This window comes from Mesorhizobium sp. M0701 (assembly GCF_040320365.1).
In the GTDB taxonomy this organism is placed as follows: Bacteria; Pseudomonadota; Alphaproteobacteria; order Rhizobiales; family Rhizobiaceae; genus Mesorhizobium.
In genome coordinates, this window is sequence record NZ_JAMYPO010000046.1 from 1 (window position 1) to 18,000 (window position 18,000).

An 18,000-nucleotide genomic window follows, 5' to 3' on the forward strand; every position below is an offset into this window, starting at 1 on the left:
TTGAGGCGGTGGGCGGCGGCACCGACAAAGTGCTCAGCGCGGTGAGCTATGCCCTTTCCGCTGGCTCGTCGATCCAGTTTCTCGCGACCGCGAACGCGTCCGGCACCACAGCCATCAACCTGACCGGCAATGAGTTCGCCCAGACGATCCAGGGCAATGCCGGAGCCAATGTTATCAACGGCCGCGGCGGAGCCGACACGATGGCCGGCTATGGCGGCAACGACACATACAATGTCGACAATGCCGGCGACAAGGTGATTGAGGCGGTGGGCGGCGGCACCGACAAAGTGCTCAGCGCGGTGAGCTATGCCCTTTCCGCTGGCTCGTCGATCCAGTTTCTCGCCACCACCAATCCGTCCGGTACGTCTGCAATCAACCTGACCGGCAACGCCTTTGCCCAGACTGTCCAAGGCAATTCCGGCGCGAACATCATCAACGGTGGCGGCGGTGCCGACATCTTGACCGGTAACGGAGGCAATGATGCTTTCGTGTTCAACAGCGCTCTTGGAGCCGGCAATATCGACAAGGTCACCGACTTCAACAAGCTCCAGGACAAGATCCAGCTCGACGACGCCGTTTTTGCCGGGCTTAAGTTGGGCGGCCTTTCATCCGATGCTTTCTTTGCTGGCACGGCTGCGCATGATAGCTCCGATCATGTCATCTACAACAGTTCAACCGGAGCGCTCTCTTTCGATAGCGACGGGATCGGCGGCGCAGCTCAAATACAGTTCGCCACTCTCTCCCCAGGTCTGTCACTTACGGCAGGTTCATTCCTTGTGATCTGAACGACCCAGGACGGCGGACCTTCGAGCCGGTCCGCCGCTCCGTCTTTGTTCAAGCACCTGATGTTCGGACGTGGGTACCGCCTTCGGGCTGACGTTTACCCGGGATTACATCGGCGTGCCGGTGAAGAGGCGAAGCCGATCCACACGCCTGCTATAGGAACCGTCGCTTGGCGCAGACATCCGCGCGCCCTTTGCGTGTGCCCCCGCGGGGGCGGGTGATGCGGACTGTGAGCAGCACCCCCGAGCAATTGACTATAGGGTAATCAGCGCGAACGGCGCGCCAGTGTTCTTGAACTCGCCGAATGTGCGCGATGTGTTCGACCACGCTTTCACATCTCATCTCGATGTTGGTAAGAAAGGCGCTACGTTCGTCAGCCGACAATGTTTTGGGATCCATCACGCCACCTGTCGCGTTTCGGCCGGCGCGCGGATACGTGGCTTGGTACCTGTCAAGCGAGCGCGGACGGCTTCAGGCGTTGCTTCGAAGTCCGGCCCCGCTTCAAGCCATTCTCGGTTTGAGCCCTAACCGTTTTTCGTGGGTGCCATTGGGGTTGTTGTAACCCCAGCTTTCTGGCTGTGGAGGCCGAGGGCTTTGGCATGGTTGAGCCTCTGTCGCTTGGATCCCACCATCTCCTTGACTATTGTATCGGTGGGGCCCGGCCTTGGGTCGAGCGGGGCGCCTACAATCACGGCGAGAGCCTCGAGCGGTAGTCGAAGTCTCGCACCTGGGACCAAGTGTGTGAATGAACCAACGAATCCGCTCAGTACGAAGATCGGTCACGTACTGTGCTCGGCACGCGCACCTCGCGAACGTCATCAAAACGCTAGTATCTCTGCACAGAGGTTATGACTCTTTGGAAGTCGGCTTGGGCTAGGCTTTGGCCATCTTAAGGCGTGCGTTTTCGGTACAGAACATCCAGTTGGTCCGGGCGCGGCTCGTGTTTCGCAGATGCTCCCAGGCAGCGGTCTCTGCGACGAGGCGATCGTAGCTGTCGATCCGACGATCGAGGCACTAGCCGCGCAGAACGCCGAATTTTGATCTCGACCATGTTGAGCCAGCTGGCGTGTTTGGGCGTGTAGTGGAATTCCAGCCGTCGAAGGATGCGTCGCGCCTCTGAAGCGGGCCTGGCCTGGTAGAGCATAGCGGCCGAGTGGGTTGACAGATTATCGAGCACCACCCTGACGCGTTCGGCCTTTGGGTAATGGATATCGAGGAGGTCGCGCATGCAGTAGGCAAAGTCTTGTGCCGCGCGTCGCTCGGTGACCTTGACTTTGCGCCAGGAGCGGTGCGCGTCAGGAAGACGAACAGGTTGGCGGTACCGTTGCGTTTGTACTCGCAGTCGTACCGCTCAAGCCGGCTGCTGAAGGGCAATCTGCCTGGACAACCATTTGGATCTCGTCCTCGCCGACGCCGATCCGAGCGCTGAGCGGTGGCAAATCGAGATCATCGAGGCGCTTGGCAGCGCCTTTGAATAAAAGGTCCATGGTAGCCTCTGAGTTGTGGGTTGACTTTGACGTCCCGGAAGACGTTTAGATTGCCGCGACCCTAGGGGGACGCAGCATGAATTATAGACCCGACATCAGCGGACTGCGGGCCGTGGCCGTTGTTCCTGTTGTCCTCTACCACGCCGGATTTTCTGCGATCAGCGGCGGCTTTATCGGAGTCGATATTTTCTTTGTCATCTCCGGGTTTCTAATCACTTCCGACATCATCGAGCGGATCAAGAACGACACATTTTCGCTGGTAGAATTCTACCATCGCCGCGTTCGCCGGATTTTCCCGGCCCTGTTCGCGGTGCTCGGTGCCTGCTTTGTGATGGCGTGGTTTGTGCTGCCGCCGGGAGAATTCATTAGCTTCAGCAAGAGTGCGATTGCCGCTGCGCTGTCCGGCGCGAACATCTTTTTCTATCGAAACACGGACTATTTCACCGCAGCCGCCGGATCGCTCCCGCTTCTGCATACGTGGTCGCTCGCGGTCGAGGAGCAGTTCTATCTGCTGTGGCCGCTGGCGCTAATGATCCTGATGGCATGGCTGAGGCCGTGGGCTTTGATAATCGTCTCAGCGCTCGGCGTCGCCTCGATTGCCGCCGGCCAGTATTGGCTTCCAGTCGATCAGCCCTTCGTGTTCTACATGCTCCCGACGCGGGCGTGGGAACTGCTCCTTGGCGGGATCATCGCGCTGCCGTCGGTTAAAGCGATGGCCGCTCGGCTCGAGCGGAGACCGGCCGAAATCGCCGCTCTCGCCGGTCTTGCGCTCATTGTCGCTTCGCTATTCATAATCGACAGCGATACGCCGTTCCCCGGCCTCTCTGCACTCGGCCCTTGCATTGGAGCCGCCCTTGTGATCGCCGCCGGCATCCGCCATCAGACCGCAGTTTCGAGAGCGCTATCCGTTTCTCCGGCCGCTTTCGTCGGGCTGATTTCCTACTCGCTTTACCTTTGGCATTGGCCGCTGCTGGTCTTCTTAGGGCTCTACAAAGACCGGGACCTGTTTGTCTCGGAGCGGGTGAGCATCGTTGTTGCAGCACTGCTCATCTCCACTCTTTCCTGGCGGTTTGTGGAGCGCCCATTCCGTCAGAAGCAGGAAACGGCGATTTGGAGGTGGGCCGTCCCGGCTGCAAGCGCCATGGTGGTTGCTTGCTGCCTATCCCTAGTCATCATCAAAGGCCAAGGGTTCCCAAACAGAGGGCCAGCCATGGCCCCATCGGTTGCGGCTATGATGGCAGAGAGAGCCACGTTTCAGGCTTCGCCGTGCCTCATGCGCGGTGCACTTATTCCCGCCGGGAGCAAATGCATACTCGGCAGCGAAGACACGCTGTCACCTACGATCGTTTTATGGGGCGATTCCCACGCCGCACATTTGGCGTCATCCCTCGATGAGGCTGGCAAAGCGATAGGTGTGCGCGTCCGGCAGATTACAAAGGCCGGGTGCGCACCATTGCCCGAGTTACAGATGCTCCCTTCAAGCCCAATGCGGGCCGATTGTCCGGCCTTCAACTCGGCCGCGCTGAAGGCAATCCTTGACGACCCGAACGTCTCCCTCGTGATCCTGGCCGGGCGGTGGAACACCTATTCTAGAAGCGACAGAAGCCTTCTTTCGAGGGATGGCACCTGGCCTTCGCCGGAGGTTTCCAGGGCCAACTTGTCGTCGTCTATACGGAGCACCGCCTACAGGCTGGCGGCACGCGGCATCAAGACTGCTGTCGTTGGACCGGCGCCAGAACCCCCGACCGATGTGCTAGTCTGCCTGATCCGCGCCTATTTCATGGGAATGGCCGACGCGCCCTGTTCGACCATGCCGGCCGAACCGCACTGGAATGACAACAAGTTCCTGTCCGATCTGCTTCCGCGCTCGGTTCAATTCATCCCGATCGTGCCGGCGTTGTGCGGGCCAAGTGATTGCCGGTTGAAAGCGGGCGACGAGATTTTATACCAGGACAAGACACACCTTTCGAAAGCAGGGGGCCATCTTCTCGCCGCCATTTTCGAAAACGCCATTTCCCCCGCCAATCTCGCTGTTAAACTGGATTTGCCGCCCTCGTAAACAGCCGCGGATCGGCCTGCTCAGGAGACCAGAGGCTGATTTCTGATGTGGACAAGAAGCGCGGCGGGCCGTCAAGCAATCTTCAGATTGCGCTTGTGAATCCTGAGACTGCTGTCTACCCTGAGAAATTCATGGGGTTGGCGAATTTGGTGTAGGCCATTGAAATGACGCAGGATTTGGTTTCTTACGGCAAGATGATTGCCGCCAGTTATTAGGATGGCAACGACGCCAACCGGCCGCGCTCCGATCCGATCTTAAAGATCGCCCAGGATGCGCTGCCTTCGGGTCGGGATCTGGCCTCCCGGTCGACGATGTGCCGGCTGGAGAACTTGCCCCGGGGTGCGGCAACTGGTCCTTCCGCCAGGCTCCAAGCGGATCGTGCTCGACCTTGACGACACCTTTGACGCCGTGCATGGCAGCCAGCAATTGGGGCTGTTCAATGCCCATTACGACGAATACGGCTTCCGGCTGATCGTGGTGTTCGATGGCGCGGGGACGTTTCGCCAGCGCGACCCTGCGACCGGACAAGCGGCCGACTGGGGCAGAAATCCGCCTCACACCTGCGACGCCTGGTGCGGGCGATCCGGGGCAATTGGCCGAACACCCGGATCCTGATCCGGGCCGACAGCCATTATTGCAGTCCGCAGGTCATCGACTGGTGGCCAACGATATCGACTTCATCTCGGGCTGGCGCTCACCACGACCTTGCGCAGGCATGTCGGGATCTGGAGACCAGCACGACGGCCCGCTTAGAAGCGTCGGCGAAGACGGGCAACGTCCGACCGTTGTTGATCGTGACCAGGACCGGGCCAAGCCAAATGCGCATGCTGCCGGCCATCCTTACTTCGTGCAGGCCGGCGCGCGCTGGCACGTCCGGTTATTGCCGGCCACCTGATTGGCGAATGGCCGGTCGTTCTTGATGATAAAGTCGCGTGTCGCGGATGCTGGTGTCAGCAGCGAGAAGCCGGCGCCCTCAGTCGCAGCGGTCTTCGTTTGGCACCCAGCGACCGCCGAGCTCACCGCACAGATGAGCAGCATCCAGATCGGTGATTTCCGGATGTCGTGGTTCCTCTGTTCGATTAGCGTCATGGCGCGGGCGCGCCTCGTTCTCGACGTCGGTGCGTGAAGCCTCTGCCACTTGGGATAGGCCGTGGCGAGGTTCGAAATCGTAGCGGTTCTTCTTCTAGCCGGGGCCGTTCCAGGTCTCGGCGACAACCGGCCAGCGATGCGCGCGGAGATCGTCGTCCACCTTCCAGGCGACAAGCAGCTTCACCGTCGCCTCGAGATGCGCCGCCTCGTCATCCATGAACGCCTGCACCATGGCCTGGATGGACGGGAAGCCGGCGGCCTTGAAGTTCTCGCCCAAGATCTGCGTCAGGCCCGATGATGCCGACTTGAGCGCCGCCGCCTCTTCGATCGCCATGGCCGCGACCAGGCGCGGATAGCTGTCCTTCGGATAGGGCTTCGCGCCCCATTTGGCATAGGCGAGCCCGGCCTTCACCGCGGCGGCACGCTTGGCGCCGGACAGGTTGCGATGGACGACATGCGGCTCGAACAGCAGCTTCGGCCGGCCCTCGCTATCAAAACCGGACCCTGCCGCCTCGATATCCATGAAGGCGTGAACTTCGTCCTCGCCGACGCCGATCGTCGCGCCAATGCGCGGAATGTCGAGATCGCTAATGCGCTTCGCAGCGCCCCTTGAACGTGCTGTCCATGGCAGTTCCTGTCCGCCCTCGCAGGGAGGTTGAGATAGTCGGTGGTTGTGCTAAGTGTTTGCCGCGCTCAACTTGGAGCGACACGGCGTTTGCGATCTTGGAGGGGACCACAAGATGTTGTCGAGAGTGACCCTACGCGTACGAAGAATGCAAACAGGCTTAGAGTAGGCTGACGTATCTTTCGGACGCAAAGTTTATCAGCCTTCGCGATGCGCAGCTGGGGCGTGAAAAGGTACCCGGCGATTTCATAGAATACGGGATCGCACTCGGTGGTTCGGCAATCTACATTGCGTCCGAACTCGACGGAGACCGTCATTTCCACGGCTACGATGTGTTTGGCATGATCCCGAGCCCGACAGAACAGGACGACGAAAATCCAAGGCCCGTTACGAGACCATCCGGTCGGGACGATCCACAGGCATTGGCGGTGACACCTATTACCGGTATCAAGGCAACCTATTCGATAAGGTGAGTGCCAGCTTCACGGGTTTTGGCGTCCCGGTCGATGGCGAAAGGATCGTCCTTCATAAGGGCCTGTTCGAAGACACGGTAGATTTTGATCCGAAAACCAGAATAGCGTTGGCCCATCTCGATTGCGATTGGCACGATCCGGTCAAGTTCTGTCTTGAGCGAACCTTCGAGGACGGCGACCGATGAATTCCTTGCCGGCCGCGCTGACTGCCGTCTGACACGAATCCTCCCTCATGCCGTGATCCGGCGATTATAGGTCGCATCCTGGCTTTGCGCAGTTCACCAAGCAGAAGTCGACCCGTGCCGAGCCTAGGCATGTCAGACGCCTGGCGAACCCGACGGGTGCCGCAGACTCGCCCTTGCCCGGACTAAGAGCCTGCGGAAGCGTACCGAGAGTGCATTTCGCCATGGCTGCTCACGAACCCCGGCAAAGGAGCAGTGGAAGCGGATCAAGCACATGCCGTTTGTGACTTTGATCTAAAAGGAACGGGTTGGACAGCTCATCTGGTGTCAATACTGAGATTTGGGTATAGCCGCAGTCGTCAAAAACGCTCAAACGTCTTGCGAACGTCGCTACTTACCTGAGCAGAGATGCGGAGCTCCATTCAACTCTCGACACTTAATTATGCGCTTGTGGTCGCCGAGGAGGGCAGCTTCCTGCGCGCGGCGCGGCGCGCCGGTATCGATCACTCCGCGCTCAGCCGGCGCATACGCGATCTCGAATATGCGATGGGAACGAGGATATTTCATCGCCATGCCCGCGGCGTGGGCGCAACCCCGGCCGGCGAGCGTTTCCTGGGTCGTCTGCGCTCCGTGCTACTCGAACTGGACAATACTCTGACGCTGGCCAGGACGGGGATCAAGGATGAACAACAAAGGCTTTCCATCGGCTCCAACGGACTCATCCTCGCCGGGCGAGCGCTGGATGCGGTCATCGAGTTCGGGCAATGTCATCCAAATGTGACCATCAGCTTGATCGAAGGGTCTCACCCTGAACCACGGGCTATGTTGGGCGGGGCGGAGGTCGACGTTACCGTCACTTCCTCCTCCCGATCCATTGGCGGCGCATTCGAATTGAAATTGTGGAAGGATACTCTAGCCGTTGTTCTCGCTCCGAATCATCCTCTCGTAAGCCGTCCCGTAATCGAGTGGTCGGAATTGGGCCAAGAGACGCTGCTCATGCGTAGGGGCGAAGCATTTCTGCTCGCCGACGCTGTTGGAAATGGCGTGCAGCTTCCCGCAATTGTCGAACATCACGTCACTGCGGGCATCCTTCTGCGCCTTGTCGGAAATGGCCTCGGTGTCGCTCTGATCCACGCTGGAGACGCCGACAGCGTTCCTGAAGGCGCCGTCTGCCGTAAGCTGCGGATCGGGGGCAAGCCAATCCAAATCTCCAGCTTTGCCCGTTGGCGCCCGGACAATGTCAATCCTGCCCTCACGGTCTTCATCGCATTCCTGCGCGATCGGTATTGGTCCTGACGGCCCTCCGACCACAATGATCCGAAAAGTCATCCCGGCTTCAGGGTTCGTCGGCTCTGGCAAAGGCTCTGTCCGTTGTCATGAACCGGGTCAGCATCGGCGCTATCAGCTTTGCCGGATCGGCGACTATCTATCCGGTCTGCGGCCGAGCAATTCAGCATAGGTGATGAGATCGCGATGAACGGCGTCAAGCAGTTCGATCGTGATCTTGACCGGCCGGCCATCGGGAATGGCGGAGAGTTTCAGCTTGGTCATGCCGCATACCTAGACGCGGCACCCGGTCAGCATCAAACTCTTCGGAGATGCGCACCAGATCACGGAGCGCTGAGCGGAGTTGCGGCCATGGAAACTCGGAGCATTCTTCCCAGGCTTCGCCCTCCCGTAACACGGCATCGAGCTTGCCCGCCACACCGGCAAGAGTGGTAGCGTGGGTGGTTGAGAAGGCTCCCAGAAGATCCTTCGTCTGGTCGGCAGCCTCGCGTTCGGCCGTGAGTGCAGCGTTGTAACCGATCTCCTCGGCAGCCGCATCCCAGCGGGCCTGATGTGCCGCGAAATCAGCTGCGGCCTTCTCGCGGAGAGCCGCCATATCGGGCCCTTTGCCCAGTACATCATTGACCGCCCCGATCGAGTGGACGGTCACGTCCTCTCCCTCTGGCAGGCGGACGGTCACACATGGAAAGCCGATGCTCTCAGCAAGCCTCGTCTCCAGGTGCTGCTGCATGCGGCAGAGCTGCCCGGCCAATTTGTCGGCTTTCTGCCATTCCCGCCAAAGCGCCAGTGCAGGATCAGATCGTAGATTCGTACTTCCGGCGCCATCTGCGGAGGCGTTACCTTCGAGCGTCCACGCGGTAGTAGCCACAACTGTTCCCGCAAGCACTCGCCTGCGGGTGACGGAAGGCAGAGTCGTGGTATTGTCGGAATCAGCCATGATCCGAGCTCCAATCAGCTTGGGTTGCGGTCAGGCTGGGTAGGTGCAGCAACACCTGCTCAGCCGTCCTAGCGTCTCCCATTTTGCCTGATTTCTCAGGCGAAAGTCAACCAAAAAGACTGACATCAGCCGATGAGCTTAATTTCCTTGGAACAATGCAGGGGAGCCAGGGCGATGCTGGATTGGAGCCAGAGCGAACTTGCAACGGCAGCCGGCGTCTCCAGAGCAACCGTCGTTGATTTCGAACGTGGGGCGCGCATTCCACATCGGAACAACCTTGATGCAATACGCAGTGCCCTCGAGGCCGCTGGCGTCGAGTTCATCCCCGAGAATGGCGGCGGGCCTGGAGTTCGGCTCGCCCGCCGATCTGACGGCAAATGAATTCACCCGCCATGAACGGTCCTACGCTGCCGCTGACCGGTTTGTCATCTGTTCGCGGCAAGTCCGTCGTCGCGCATCGGGCGGCGTCCAATTCCATCTTCGTCTCAAGAAACCCGATCTACCCCGCACTTATCAAAGACGCATTCATTAACCTTCGAGTCTGTGCCAAAAGGCGCTCCCATTCCAGATCGAGGAATCGAAGAACGAGGAAGCGACTCGTTGCTGCTTCCTCTCGATGGCGGTATCTCCGATACCTTTGGCAGAAACGGCGTAAGCCGGGATCAAATCGTTGCCGTATTCGAAGGTAGGTCTGAGGTGTATTTGTTCTCGGTCGTTCGATACCATGACATCTTCAAACAAGAGCGCACCAAGATCGCACGCGGCCGGATAATTGTCACAACACACGCTGATGATGTTGAAAAAGCGGAGGGCGGATACGCGACCGCCCCTCCAAACGCTATATTCCGGCGGACTGTAAAACTGAACCAGCTATCAACGCCATAGCAGTCACTGAAGCCGTCAACGAGGCTCTGCACCACCTCGTTTGCCTGTTGGTGCTTTTGCTGCGTAAGGCCGGACCTTTACTCCGCGCTCAGCGCGATTGTTTAAGGCGATGAGGTTTTTTACCCGGGCCAGGCAATCGCGCTGCTCGTTGCGATAGCGGGGTCCAATTTCCATGATGCGGACGGTCCCTGGCAAGAAGACTAACTCGCTGAAGATATCATCCCATTCGATATCGCCCCAGCCGAGCGGCATGTGCAGGTCGCCTATCCCTAGACTAGCGCTGCATCCTCCTGCGGGAGATAGGTTCTGTGGAAGCCCTGTGGGCGCCCGAAGGAACCATGGACATGCAGGTGGCCCGTCACCGGCGGCATGGCCCGCAGCTGCTCACGGAAGTTCAGGCCGCGATGGGTCGATTCACTATAAGCGTGACTGAAATCGATAAGCACCACCAGGTTCAGATGGCTAACCGCCTTTGCCGTCTGCGCCACCCCAAGGGCCTTGGCGGCATCAATCTGGTAGCGGCAGACCGCCGGGTCCATGAGGTTCGATGAGACGACGCCGTGAACCGTATAGCGGAAATCGAACTGCCTCGTCAGCGCGATAAGCCTCTCGGCTTTTTCAGGGACTATATGGCCACCGGCTATGAAGGTCGGGGGTCGTCAGTCCCAGTTCGACGGCTTCGACGCCATATCGGCAAAGCTGCGAAAGTCCGCCGCAAGGCTCTCCAACCCGGCATTGGCAGAAATTGAGTTAAAACCTGGGGCGATAATGTTGCTCATATGCATCCCCGATGATGGGCGGCCAGGAATCCCAGGCCGTCCGGATCACTGCTAGGTGAGACGGCAATTGCCGAACCGATGCCACTCTCGAAACGAGTTTCGTTCGCCCCAGGTGCGATCGAGCGGTCTACCGCTGTGATCAGTGGGCCTACATTAACTCGGATCGGACCGCGACGAGCTCGAGTCTCATAAACCAGACTGCCTGCCCCCAAACCTGTAAGCTCTCAAGAGCACCTCTCGTTCCTGACACACTTCATACAGAGAATCCCTTTCTCAGGCTAAATTACGGTTTCACGCAGATCACCTTGTACATCCTGGCGAATTCATCCGCCTCCAGAGCTGGTGAAACTGGCAAGATGCGCCGGATGAGGCAATCAATTCGAACGCCGGAGACCCTGCCTCTGCAGAATTTCCGGGTTTAAGTTTCATTGCTGCGGCGTGCTCGCAGATCCCAGGAAAAGACCGATGAAGTTCGCAACACGTTGAATTCTCGGCGACACGCAGAGGTTACAGCCCGCCTTTATGTACGCCGCAACGGCTCAGATCTGTCTGGGTTCGGTCCACTCGGCGCCCGAGAGGCGAAGATTTCGGGATCGAGGCGCTTGAATCACTGCGCGCCAGACAGAGCGATCCGATCCGTGTCATACTGTCAGGCAAGACACTAGGAATTTGGGGGCGGCGGCAGATGAAAGAAGAGAACGACGTTCAGAAGTTGGTGCGCACGCTGCGTGCTCGAGCACCTGATGACGCGGCTGAATTGCTGGCCCGAGAATCTCCCGAGTTCATCCGGGACACACTAAAGCTGTTGCCGGACGGGCACGCCCGTAAGGTGGCCGAGCATTTGCCGCCGCATATGCGGCCCATCAGGTCTCATGGCGGTGGTAAGGATTTCGCGGTCCCCGACTCGCTCGTCGAGCTGATGGACCCGATTCCCGCCAGCGTTCCTGTCGCGACGACAGTTGCCGCCGCAGTGGAGGCGGTCAGACGCGCCCAGGTGCCGACCGAGCTCACTTATCTCTATGTCACGGACGAGGGCAATAAACTGGTTGGCCTGGTGGTCCTGCGCGATCTGATGCTGAGCGAAGCGGACGCGACGATGGATCAGATCATGCTGCCGAGGCCGTTCGCCCTTAATGTCGGTCTGTCTTTGAGCGACGCCTGCAAGGCAGCAGTACGCCGTCAGTACCCTGTCTATCCGGTGGTGGACGCGGAGAACAGGCTGCTCGGGCAGGTTCGCGGCTGGCGCTTGTTCGAGCAGCAAATCATCGAGATTTCCGCCCAGTCTGGCCAGATGGTGGGTGTCCAGAAGGAGGAGCGTTCTTTTACGCCGCTGTTTTCAGCCTTCTTGAAGCGTCATCCGTGGCTGCAGCTGAACCTGCTGACTGCCTTCATGGCCGCTTTCGTGGTCAGTTCATTCACAGGCACCATCGAGAAGATCGTCGCCCTGGCGGCGTTCCTCCCGGTCTTGGCCGGGCAGAGCGGAAACACCGGCTGCCAGGCACTCGCTATGACGCTGCGTGGCCTTGCCCTGGGGGATGTGGACAAACGACCGAAGCTGCACCTGGTGATGCGGGAGGGCGCGCTCGGGATCGCCAACGGCGTGCTCGTCGGCCTTGTTGCGGCTGCGGCGATGTGGTTCTACGCCTCGCGGCAACCGGAGTCGGCGGCCCAGGCGCCCATGCTGGCACTTGTGATCCTGCTTGCCATGTCCGGATCGTGCCTCATGTCCGGAATCTCCGGCGTGCTGATCCCGTTGGGCCTGCGCCGGGTCGGCGCCGATCCGGCGGTCGCTTCGGCGATCTTTCTCACCACCGTGACCGATATCGTAGGCATGGGCCTGATGCTGGGGCTGGCCACCATGCTCGTGCTGTAGCAAGGGCGCGTCCGGTGACGCGTTCCCTGGGAGTCGGGGGCGATAAGCTGACCTTGTCGCGTTCAATGAAATAGCAACAGTCAGGCCGCATCGCGCACGCGTCGTGAGAAGCACCTTCCGGCAGCTCTCCGACCCTGCGCAACGCGACGGAAGGCCTTTGGATGAGCCGTGGGTGACCTTGAAGCCTCATTCGGTGACCAGATACGTGCAGAATCGCGCAAACAATATTAATCTTGTCGGCTGTGCGATCCGCCACTGATGATGATTTGCGTTAGTTGCCACTGGTGCCGAATACTTCAATCGTTACTGCAACGCTGAGAAGATTTCTTACAACCGGCGCAGCCGGAATAGGAATAACTCCGATGGTTTGTTGCGCGGCTGCAACAGCTGTTGAAAACTCGGACGATTTCGTCAAAGTTCAGTCGCTTTTTTTCTTGTGGTCGTGCTAAGTCCTTCGCACTAGTCGGGTTTGGGGTGGGTTCTCGGCATGCAATCTTCGTTTCCAGCTATCTTCGGCTTCGCCGCGGCGCTGCTTTGTACCGGCGTATTGCCGGCCGGCGCGCAGGGTCTCTTTCCGGCCTATGACGATGCGTTTTCGGCCCGCATCGCCAGTCCGGCCGACAACGGAACGCTCGCCCAGTTCGTCACAGTTGCCGTCAACGCGGGGCAATACGATCAGGCGATCTCCTCAATCGAGCAGTATCTGATCAAATATCCCCGCGATGCGCGCGCCCGGCTGGCGGCCAGCCGGCTGTACTACCACGTCGGCTCTTATGAATTGGCCCGGCGGCAGGTGCAGTATGGCATCGAAGTCGGCGGCCTGACCGCAAGTGAGCAGCAGGAAGCTGTTCGTCTGCTCGCCCGCATCGAGCGCGCGTTGCGTGGCATCACCTGGGAACTCGCCCTGACCGGCGGCGTGTTCAGCGCATTTACCGATTTTGAGCCCGGCGGGGCGCAGGACGACGACAGCTTCGTCTCGCCCTATGGGCGGGCGGAAGGCTTTGTGCGATGGGACCTCGGCACGCCAAGCGCCGACGCTCTCGTCCTTTCGGGGTCGTTGACGGCGACACAGCGCTTTTTCACGGAAGACCTGTCAGTTCCGGGTAGCGAGAAGACTTTTATCCACGGCGACGCAGCGATTACCTGGGACAAGGGGCTACCCAACAGTGGGATCGATTCGCTGCGCCTGCTGCTTTCGGCGTTTACCGTTACGGATCGTTTCGACAGCGATATCCACGAAACCGGCATCGGTGTCAGTGGACGCTTTCTCGTGCGCCCGACGGTCGAAACGACGCTTTTCGCCGGTGGCGGCTACATCGATCTAAGCCCCTCGCAAGGCATTTTCGCCGATAGCAGGGTTTTCTATGAGGCGGGCGGCAGCTACCGCTTCCGCAATGGCCAGGCGCTCGGACTGCGGCTGGTCGGCTCGAATGACTTCGCCTCCGGATCTGGCGAAATCGGCCACAGCTACACGGGCGAGGTCCGCTATGGCGGCCTGTTGATGAACGTACCGGATCTTTTCGCATGGTCGCACCAGATCGCCTTTTCGGCCGGCCACAGCAACACTCCCGATCTGTCCGTCGGCATCGGCACAAATATCAAGAGCGACTTCTGGCGCATTGCCTCGGAAAGCGATTTTCAGCTGACGGAGGCGCAAAAGATCAGCGTCGATCTCGCCTATCGCGAAACCAACTTCGACATCGCCAACCGCGACCGAAAATCGTTCGAAATGCTCATGAGCTACACGTTGACGCTCAACTGAAAGAGGCCGCGATGAGGACCCCGTACCGTCAGATCGCCATTTTTGTCGCCTGCCTTGCCTTTGCAGCACCTTCCGCCGCTGAGACGGTCGGGTCGATGACGGCCTACCAGACCAACATCGTCCGCAACAACGGCGGGACAATGAACGTGGGTGCCGGCGTCGAACTCGGCGACCAGTTGCGCAGCAATCCCACCGGTCTTGGGATGCTGGTGTTCCGGGACGAATCGAGCGCCAAGATTGGTCCGAACACCAGCCTGACGATCGATGAATTCGTCTACAATCCGGGCTCCGGATCGGGAAAGATCGACATCGGGATGAACAGCGGCCTGGCCCGTTTTTATGGCGGCCAGGTTTCGAAAGGGGGCGTCATGCAGGTTGCGACGCCGCACATGGTGCTCGGGGCCAGAGGCGGCATCATCGAAGTGCTGGTGGCAGCCGGCCAGACCGTGGGCATTCTGCGCGCCGGCCGCATGACCTGCACGATCCATGGCAAACGGCTGGTCATCACAAACCCGGGCTACGCCTGCACATCGGAAGATGGCAAGCTGCTGACCGGCTACGGCGGAATCGACACCTTCCCGATATTGGACAGCATCGACCGGATTGCCGGCACCGGCCTGCCAGGCGCACCGGGTCCGGGATTGGACGTAAGCGCGCTTTGTGCGTCGGCACTGGGCGGCTCGCTCAAAGTCTGCGACTCCACCGATGGCGCATTGCCTGGAGTGGTCATGGAGTTCCCCGACACCCCAACGCCACCTGTGGGCGGGGGCGTGGATAAGGGCGAGTGTGAGGGTGAGGGTTGCTGCTACTACTGCAATTAGGCCTGGCCGCACGACATGAGCCTCTTGGTCGGTTGGGCTGATTGGCGGCAAGCTGGCAGGCGCAAAATATCCGGCCTTGTGGTCGTGCTCCTGCTGCTCGCTTGCCATTTGGCTTTTGACGGGCCGTTGTCGCGCCTGCGTGAGCGGACGTACGACTTCTACCAGTTTCTCGCCCCGCGCCAGGCGACGAGCAATCCTGTCGTGATCGTCTCGATAGACGACGCCAGCCTCAAGGCACATGGGCGATGGCCCTGGAACCGGGGCCTCTTGGCCGATCTGGTCGATGGCATCACCGAATCCGGCGCGGCGGTGGTCGGGCTTGCGCTGGTACTGCCCGAGGCCGACACCTCGCCTGAGGGCATCGCCGGAGACAAGCGCCTGGCAGCGGCGCTGGCCAAAAATCGAACGGCGCTTGCCGTCAGCCTGGGCAACGAGGCGACAGTTTCAGAAGCAGGGCCCAAAGCCGGCTGGTCGATCGTCGGACAGGTACCCGACACACTTCCCGGCTTCGCCGGCCTGACCGGCTCGCTTGCCGAATTCTCCAACGCCGCCGCGGGCCTCGGCGTAATTCGCACCTTGCCTGATCCCGACGGCGTACTGCGCCATGTGCCGCTGCTGTGGCTTCGCAATACCGCTCAAGGCGTGCAGCTGTGGCCGTCCTTCGCGCTCGAGCTTCTGCGCCTTTACGCCGGGCAGGACGGCTACATAGCCCGGATGAATGCCGCCGGGTTCAACGCACTCAGGATGGCCGGCGCAATCGTGCCGCTCGAGCCGGAGGGGAGCATCCGCCTCTGGGAAACCGCCACGGATACGCCCCGTATATCTGCCAGCACTATCCTTTCGGGCGGCAGTGATCCGCGGCTGCGGGAGGCCATCGCTATTGTCGATCTGTCGGCCGTGGGACTGACGCAGTACCTGCCCACCCCGACACGTCCAGCGCGACCAGGCGCGGACATCCACGCCGATGCAATCGGCCAGTTGCTTGCCGGGCGCTACCTGACAGAGCCGCCGCACGCGCGTACGGTGGAGCGGCTCTGGTTTGTCCTCGGTGCCGTCATTTTCATCGGACTTTCCGGAGTGCTCGCCGGGCGTGTCGTGCTTGGTGCCCTGGCTCTCGTGCTGCTTGCCGTCACGCCCTTCGTGTTCGGCGCTCTCGAATACAGCCTGCAGGGTGCACTCTATGACCCGCTGCAGCCGGCGCTGGCGACGATCCTGGTAGCCGGCTTCGAAGGCTATGTCCTCTACAGGCGCAGCGAGCAGCGCCGGTCCACCCTGGCACGGCAGTTCTCCCAGTATCTGTCGCCTTCCGTGGTGCAGCGCCTCGCAAGCTCGGACACCGAAGCGATCCTGTCCGGCGAGAAGCGCGAGATCACAATTCTGCTCAGCGACATACGCGGCTTCACGAGGATGAGCGAACAACTCGATACCCAGGAAATCGCCAAGGTGGTCAACCACTTCCTCGGCATTGCGACCGATGAGATCCTCAAGCGCGACGGCACCATCGACAAGTTCATGGGCGATGCGGTGCTCGCCTTCTGGAACGCGCCGCTTGATCAGCCGGACCATCGCGAGCGGGCGCTCGACGCGGGGCTTGCCCTGCTCGAACGGGTGAAGCGTGAAGACGCCGCCTTCAGCGCGGACGGCCACCCCTCCATCGCAATCGGCGTCGCCATCGAGACGGGCATTTGCTCGGTAGGCAATTTCGGCTCCGAACGGCGCTTCGATTACACCGCGATCGGCTCGCCGGTGAACCGCACGGCACGGCTCGAGTCGACGACCAAGAAGCTGGGCATCCCCCTGGTGCTTGGTCCCGGCTTTGCGGCAGGAGCATCGATGCCGGTCGTCCAGGCGGGCGCCTTTGAGCTCCAGGGTTTCAAGGGCGAGGTGCCGGTTTTCACCATTCCGGAGATGCAAGCCACTCGCCAGCGTATGGGCCGCGAAGATCGGGACCAACACGGCGAGCAGTCTGGCGCCCCAGCCATGCTGGACGGTTCGCCGCTGTCCCCAAAAACGGCTCCTCCTGATCTTACACCCGGAATCCGAAGAAAACGGTGATCGGATCCAGTGGATCGCGGCGGGCCGCCCGGTATCGCGACCTGACTACCCGTTCGGGAGGCCTCGCAATTTGGGCGGCGTCGCCTGTTTCTCATTCGCCGCGCATGGTCGCCTGGAAGGTCGGCAGGTGCTTCTTCTGTGCCTCGAGCATTTTCTCGCGATAGACGCCATAGATGACGTCGGTGTCGTGCAGTGTGACGCCGGCAATTGTCGGCGAGGCAAAAACCGGCAGTTCGATGCCGCGTTTCGAAAGCGCCTCGGCGGTGCGGGCGATCAGCTCATGCGCCAGGATCATGGCAAGCACGGTCGACGAACCGGAGACCGGTCGGCTCCAGCCCTCGACCGGCACGATTGCATCCTCGATCGGCGAGCAGGTGTCGATGACAAGGTCGGCGGCATCGGCAAGCCGTTTGCCGGAAGAGTGCGTCGCCGGCTTGTCGAGATTGTTCTTGCTAGTTATCGCAACGACGAAGATACCGCGTTTTTTCGCATAAAGCGCGGTGTCGATGCCGGACGAATTGCGGCCGCTGTGGCCAAAGATGATGATCGAATCGCCTTTGTTCAGCGGCTGGTGGTCGAGGAATCTCTCGGCGTATTTCTCGGTCCGCTCCAGCCACAGAAGTTCGCGCACGCCGCCGGCGCCGAGCACGTTATGCCACATGACACGCGGGTCGGTCAGCGGATTGAAGCCGACATAGCTGCCGTAGCGCGGAAACACTTCCTGGACCGGCAACACCGAGTGGCCCGAGCCGTAAAGATGAACCAACCCGCCGCTCTCGAGCGTGTCGGCAAAGCGGCTGGCCGCCTCGCCAAAGGCTTCGGCATTGGCTTTCGAAGCCTGTTCGATGAGGGCGGCAAGGCGGGGTATGTAAAGATCGGACACGTGGATTCTCCTGTTATGTG

At 60.5% G+C, this 18,000-nt stretch carries 13 protein-coding genes and 4 pseudogenes; 11 read left to right on the plus strand and 6 right to left on the minus strand.

Going from position 1 to position 18,000, the window contains the following annotated elements; all coding sequences use genetic code 11:
* Positions 1-8: 8 nt before the first annotated feature.
* Positions 9-785 (plus strand): calcium-binding protein, encoded by a 777-nt coding sequence (locus NKI24_RS29580; protein WP_352750117.1) that lies wholly within the window; start codon positions 9-11, stop codon positions 783-785.
* An 871-nt stretch (positions 786-1,656) separates the two neighbouring features.
* On the opposite strand, the pseudogene NKI24_RS29585 reads toward NKI24_RS29580, so the two are convergent.
* Positions 1,657-2,142, minus strand: a pseudogene (locus NKI24_RS29585) (transposase); the annotation flags it as partial.
* A 204-nt stretch (positions 2,143-2,346) separates the two neighbouring features.
* Between NKI24_RS29585 and NKI24_RS29590 the strand changes: the two are divergent.
* From NKI24_RS29590 to NKI24_RS29605, 3 genes and pseudogenes are all read left to right on the plus strand, one after another.
* Positions 2,347-4,329, plus strand: coding sequence for an acyltransferase family protein (locus NKI24_RS29590; protein WP_352750118.1), 1,983 nt, complete (start codon positions 2,347-2,349; stop codon positions 4,327-4,329).
* Between the two features lie 215 nt (positions 4,330-4,544).
* Positions 4,545-5,111: pseudogene (locus NKI24_RS29595) on the plus strand (transposase); the annotation flags it as partial.
* A gap of 137 nt (positions 5,112-5,248) precedes the next feature.
* Complete coding sequence (locus NKI24_RS29605) at positions 5,249-5,455, plus strand: hypothetical protein (RefSeq protein ID WP_352750119.1); 207 nt, start codon at positions 5,249-5,251, stop codon at positions 5,453-5,455.
* A 57-nt stretch (positions 5,456-5,512) separates the two neighbouring features.
* On the opposite strand, the gene NKI24_RS29610 is transcribed toward NKI24_RS29605, so the two are convergent.
* On the minus strand, positions 5,513-5,941 hold the full coding sequence (locus NKI24_RS29610) for an N-acetylmuramidase domain-containing protein (protein WP_352750120.1): 429 nt from the start codon (positions 5,939-5,941) through the stop codon (positions 5,513-5,515).
* 320 nt (positions 5,942-6,261) lie between these two features.
* Between NKI24_RS29610 and NKI24_RS29615 the strand changes: the two genes are divergently transcribed.
* Together NKI24_RS29615 and NKI24_RS29620 are read left to right on the plus strand one after the other, a co-directional pair.
* The gene (locus NKI24_RS29615) at positions 6,262-6,516 is read left to right on the plus strand and encodes a TylF/MycF/NovP-related O-methyltransferase (RefSeq protein ID WP_352750147.1); all 255 of its coding nucleotides are present in this window, start codon (positions 6,262-6,264) and stop codon (positions 6,514-6,516) included.
* Positions 6,517-7,106: 590 nt separating this feature from the next.
* Entirely contained in the window at positions 7,107-7,994 is an 888-nt protein-coding gene (locus NKI24_RS29620; RefSeq protein WP_352750121.1) for a LysR family transcriptional regulator, read from the plus strand.
* Between the two features lie 40 nt (positions 7,995-8,034).
* On the opposite strand, the pseudogene NKI24_RS29625 reads toward NKI24_RS29620, so the two are convergent.
* Both NKI24_RS29625 and NKI24_RS29630 read right to left on the minus strand, forming a co-directional pair.
* A pseudogene (locus NKI24_RS29625) lies at positions 8,035-8,249 on the minus strand (DUF2274 domain-containing protein).
* Complete coding sequence (locus NKI24_RS29630) at positions 8,182-8,922, minus strand: hypothetical protein (protein ID WP_352750122.1); 741 nt, start codon at positions 8,920-8,922, stop codon at positions 8,182-8,184. The pseudogene NKI24_RS29625 and the gene NKI24_RS29630 overlap by 68 nt, the downstream one beginning before the upstream one ends.
* A 132-nt stretch (positions 8,923-9,054) precedes the next feature.
* On the opposite strand from NKI24_RS29630, the gene NKI24_RS29635 reads away from it, so the two are divergent.
* Positions 9,055-9,303, plus strand: coding sequence for a helix-turn-helix transcriptional regulator (locus NKI24_RS29635; RefSeq protein WP_352750123.1), 249 nt, complete (start codon positions 9,055-9,057; stop codon positions 9,301-9,303).
* Positions 9,304-9,822: 519 nt separating this feature from the next.
* On the opposite strand, the pseudogene NKI24_RS29640 reads toward NKI24_RS29635, so the two are convergent.
* Positions 9,823-10,586 (minus strand): annotated as a pseudogene (locus tag NKI24_RS29640) (TIM barrel protein).
* Between the two features lie 685 nt (positions 10,587-11,271).
* On the opposite strand from NKI24_RS29640, the gene NKI24_RS29645 reads away from it, so the two are divergent.
* From NKI24_RS29645 to NKI24_RS29660, 4 genes are all read left to right on the plus strand, one after another.
* Positions 11,272-12,459 (plus strand): magnesium transporter, encoded by a 1,188-nt coding sequence (locus NKI24_RS29645; RefSeq protein ID WP_352750124.1) that lies wholly within the window; start codon positions 11,272-11,274, stop codon positions 12,457-12,459.
* Between the two features lie 487 nt (positions 12,460-12,946).
* Entirely contained in the window at positions 12,947-14,221 is a 1,275-nt protein-coding gene (locus NKI24_RS29650; protein ID WP_352750125.1) for a tetratricopeptide repeat protein, read from the plus strand.
* 95 nt (positions 14,222-14,316) lie between these two features.
* Positions 14,317-15,042, plus strand: a complete 726-nt coding sequence (locus NKI24_RS29655; RefSeq protein WP_352750126.1) for a FecR domain-containing protein — start codon at positions 14,317-14,319, stop codon at positions 15,040-15,042.
* 15 nt (positions 15,043-15,057) lie between these two features.
* On the plus strand, positions 15,058-17,097 hold the full coding sequence (locus NKI24_RS29660; protein ID WP_352750127.1) for a CHASE2 domain-containing protein: 2,040 nt from the start codon (positions 15,058-15,060) through the stop codon (positions 17,095-17,097).
* A gap of 91 nt (positions 17,098-17,188) precedes the next feature.
* Here NKI24_RS29660 and NKI24_RS29665 read toward each other — a convergent pair whose 3' ends face one another.
* Positions 17,189-17,980, minus strand: a complete 792-nt coding sequence (locus NKI24_RS29665; RefSeq protein WP_352750128.1) for a sugar isomerase domain-containing protein — start codon at positions 17,978-17,980, stop codon at positions 17,189-17,191.
* Between the last annotated feature and the right edge of the window lie 20 nt (positions 17,981-18,000).

Excerpts from the sequence above, each read along its gene's own strand:
- NKI24_RS29645 (WP_352750124.1), top strand. The coding sequence starts at position 11,272 with ATGAAAGAAGAGAACGACGTTCAGAAGTTGGTGCGCACGCTGCGTGCT.
- NKI24_RS29610 (WP_352750120.1), bottom strand. The coding sequence starts at position 5,941 with ATGGATATCGAGGCGGCAGGGTCCGGTTTTGATAGCGAGGGCCGGCCG.
- NKI24_RS29635 (WP_352750123.1), top strand. The coding sequence starts at position 9,055 with ATGAGCTTAATTTCCTTGGAACAATGCAGGGGAGCCAGGGCGATGCTG.
- NKI24_RS29655 (WP_352750126.1), top strand. The coding sequence starts at position 14,317 with ATGACGGCCTACCAGACCAACATCGTCCGCAACAACGGCGGGACAATG.
- NKI24_RS29590 (WP_352750118.1), top strand. The coding sequence starts at position 2,347 with ATGAATTATAGACCCGACATCAGCGGACTGCGGGCCGTGGCCGTTGTT.
- NKI24_RS29605 (WP_352750119.1), top strand. The coding sequence starts at position 5,249 with ATGATAAAGTCGCGTGTCGCGGATGCTGGTGTCAGCAGCGAGAAGCCG.
- NKI24_RS29630 (WP_352750122.1), bottom strand. The coding sequence starts at position 8,922 with ATGGCTGATTCCGACAATACCACGACTCTGCCTTCCGTCACCCGCAGG.
- NKI24_RS29650 (WP_352750125.1), top strand. The coding sequence starts at position 12,947 with ATGCAATCTTCGTTTCCAGCTATCTTCGGCTTCGCCGCGGCGCTGCTT.
- NKI24_RS29660 (WP_352750127.1), top strand. The coding sequence starts at position 15,058 with ATGAGCCTCTTGGTCGGTTGGGCTGATTGGCGGCAAGCTGGCAGGCGC.
- NKI24_RS29620 (WP_352750121.1), top strand. The coding sequence starts at position 7,107 with ATGCGGAGCTCCATTCAACTCTCGACACTTAATTATGCGCTTGTGGTC.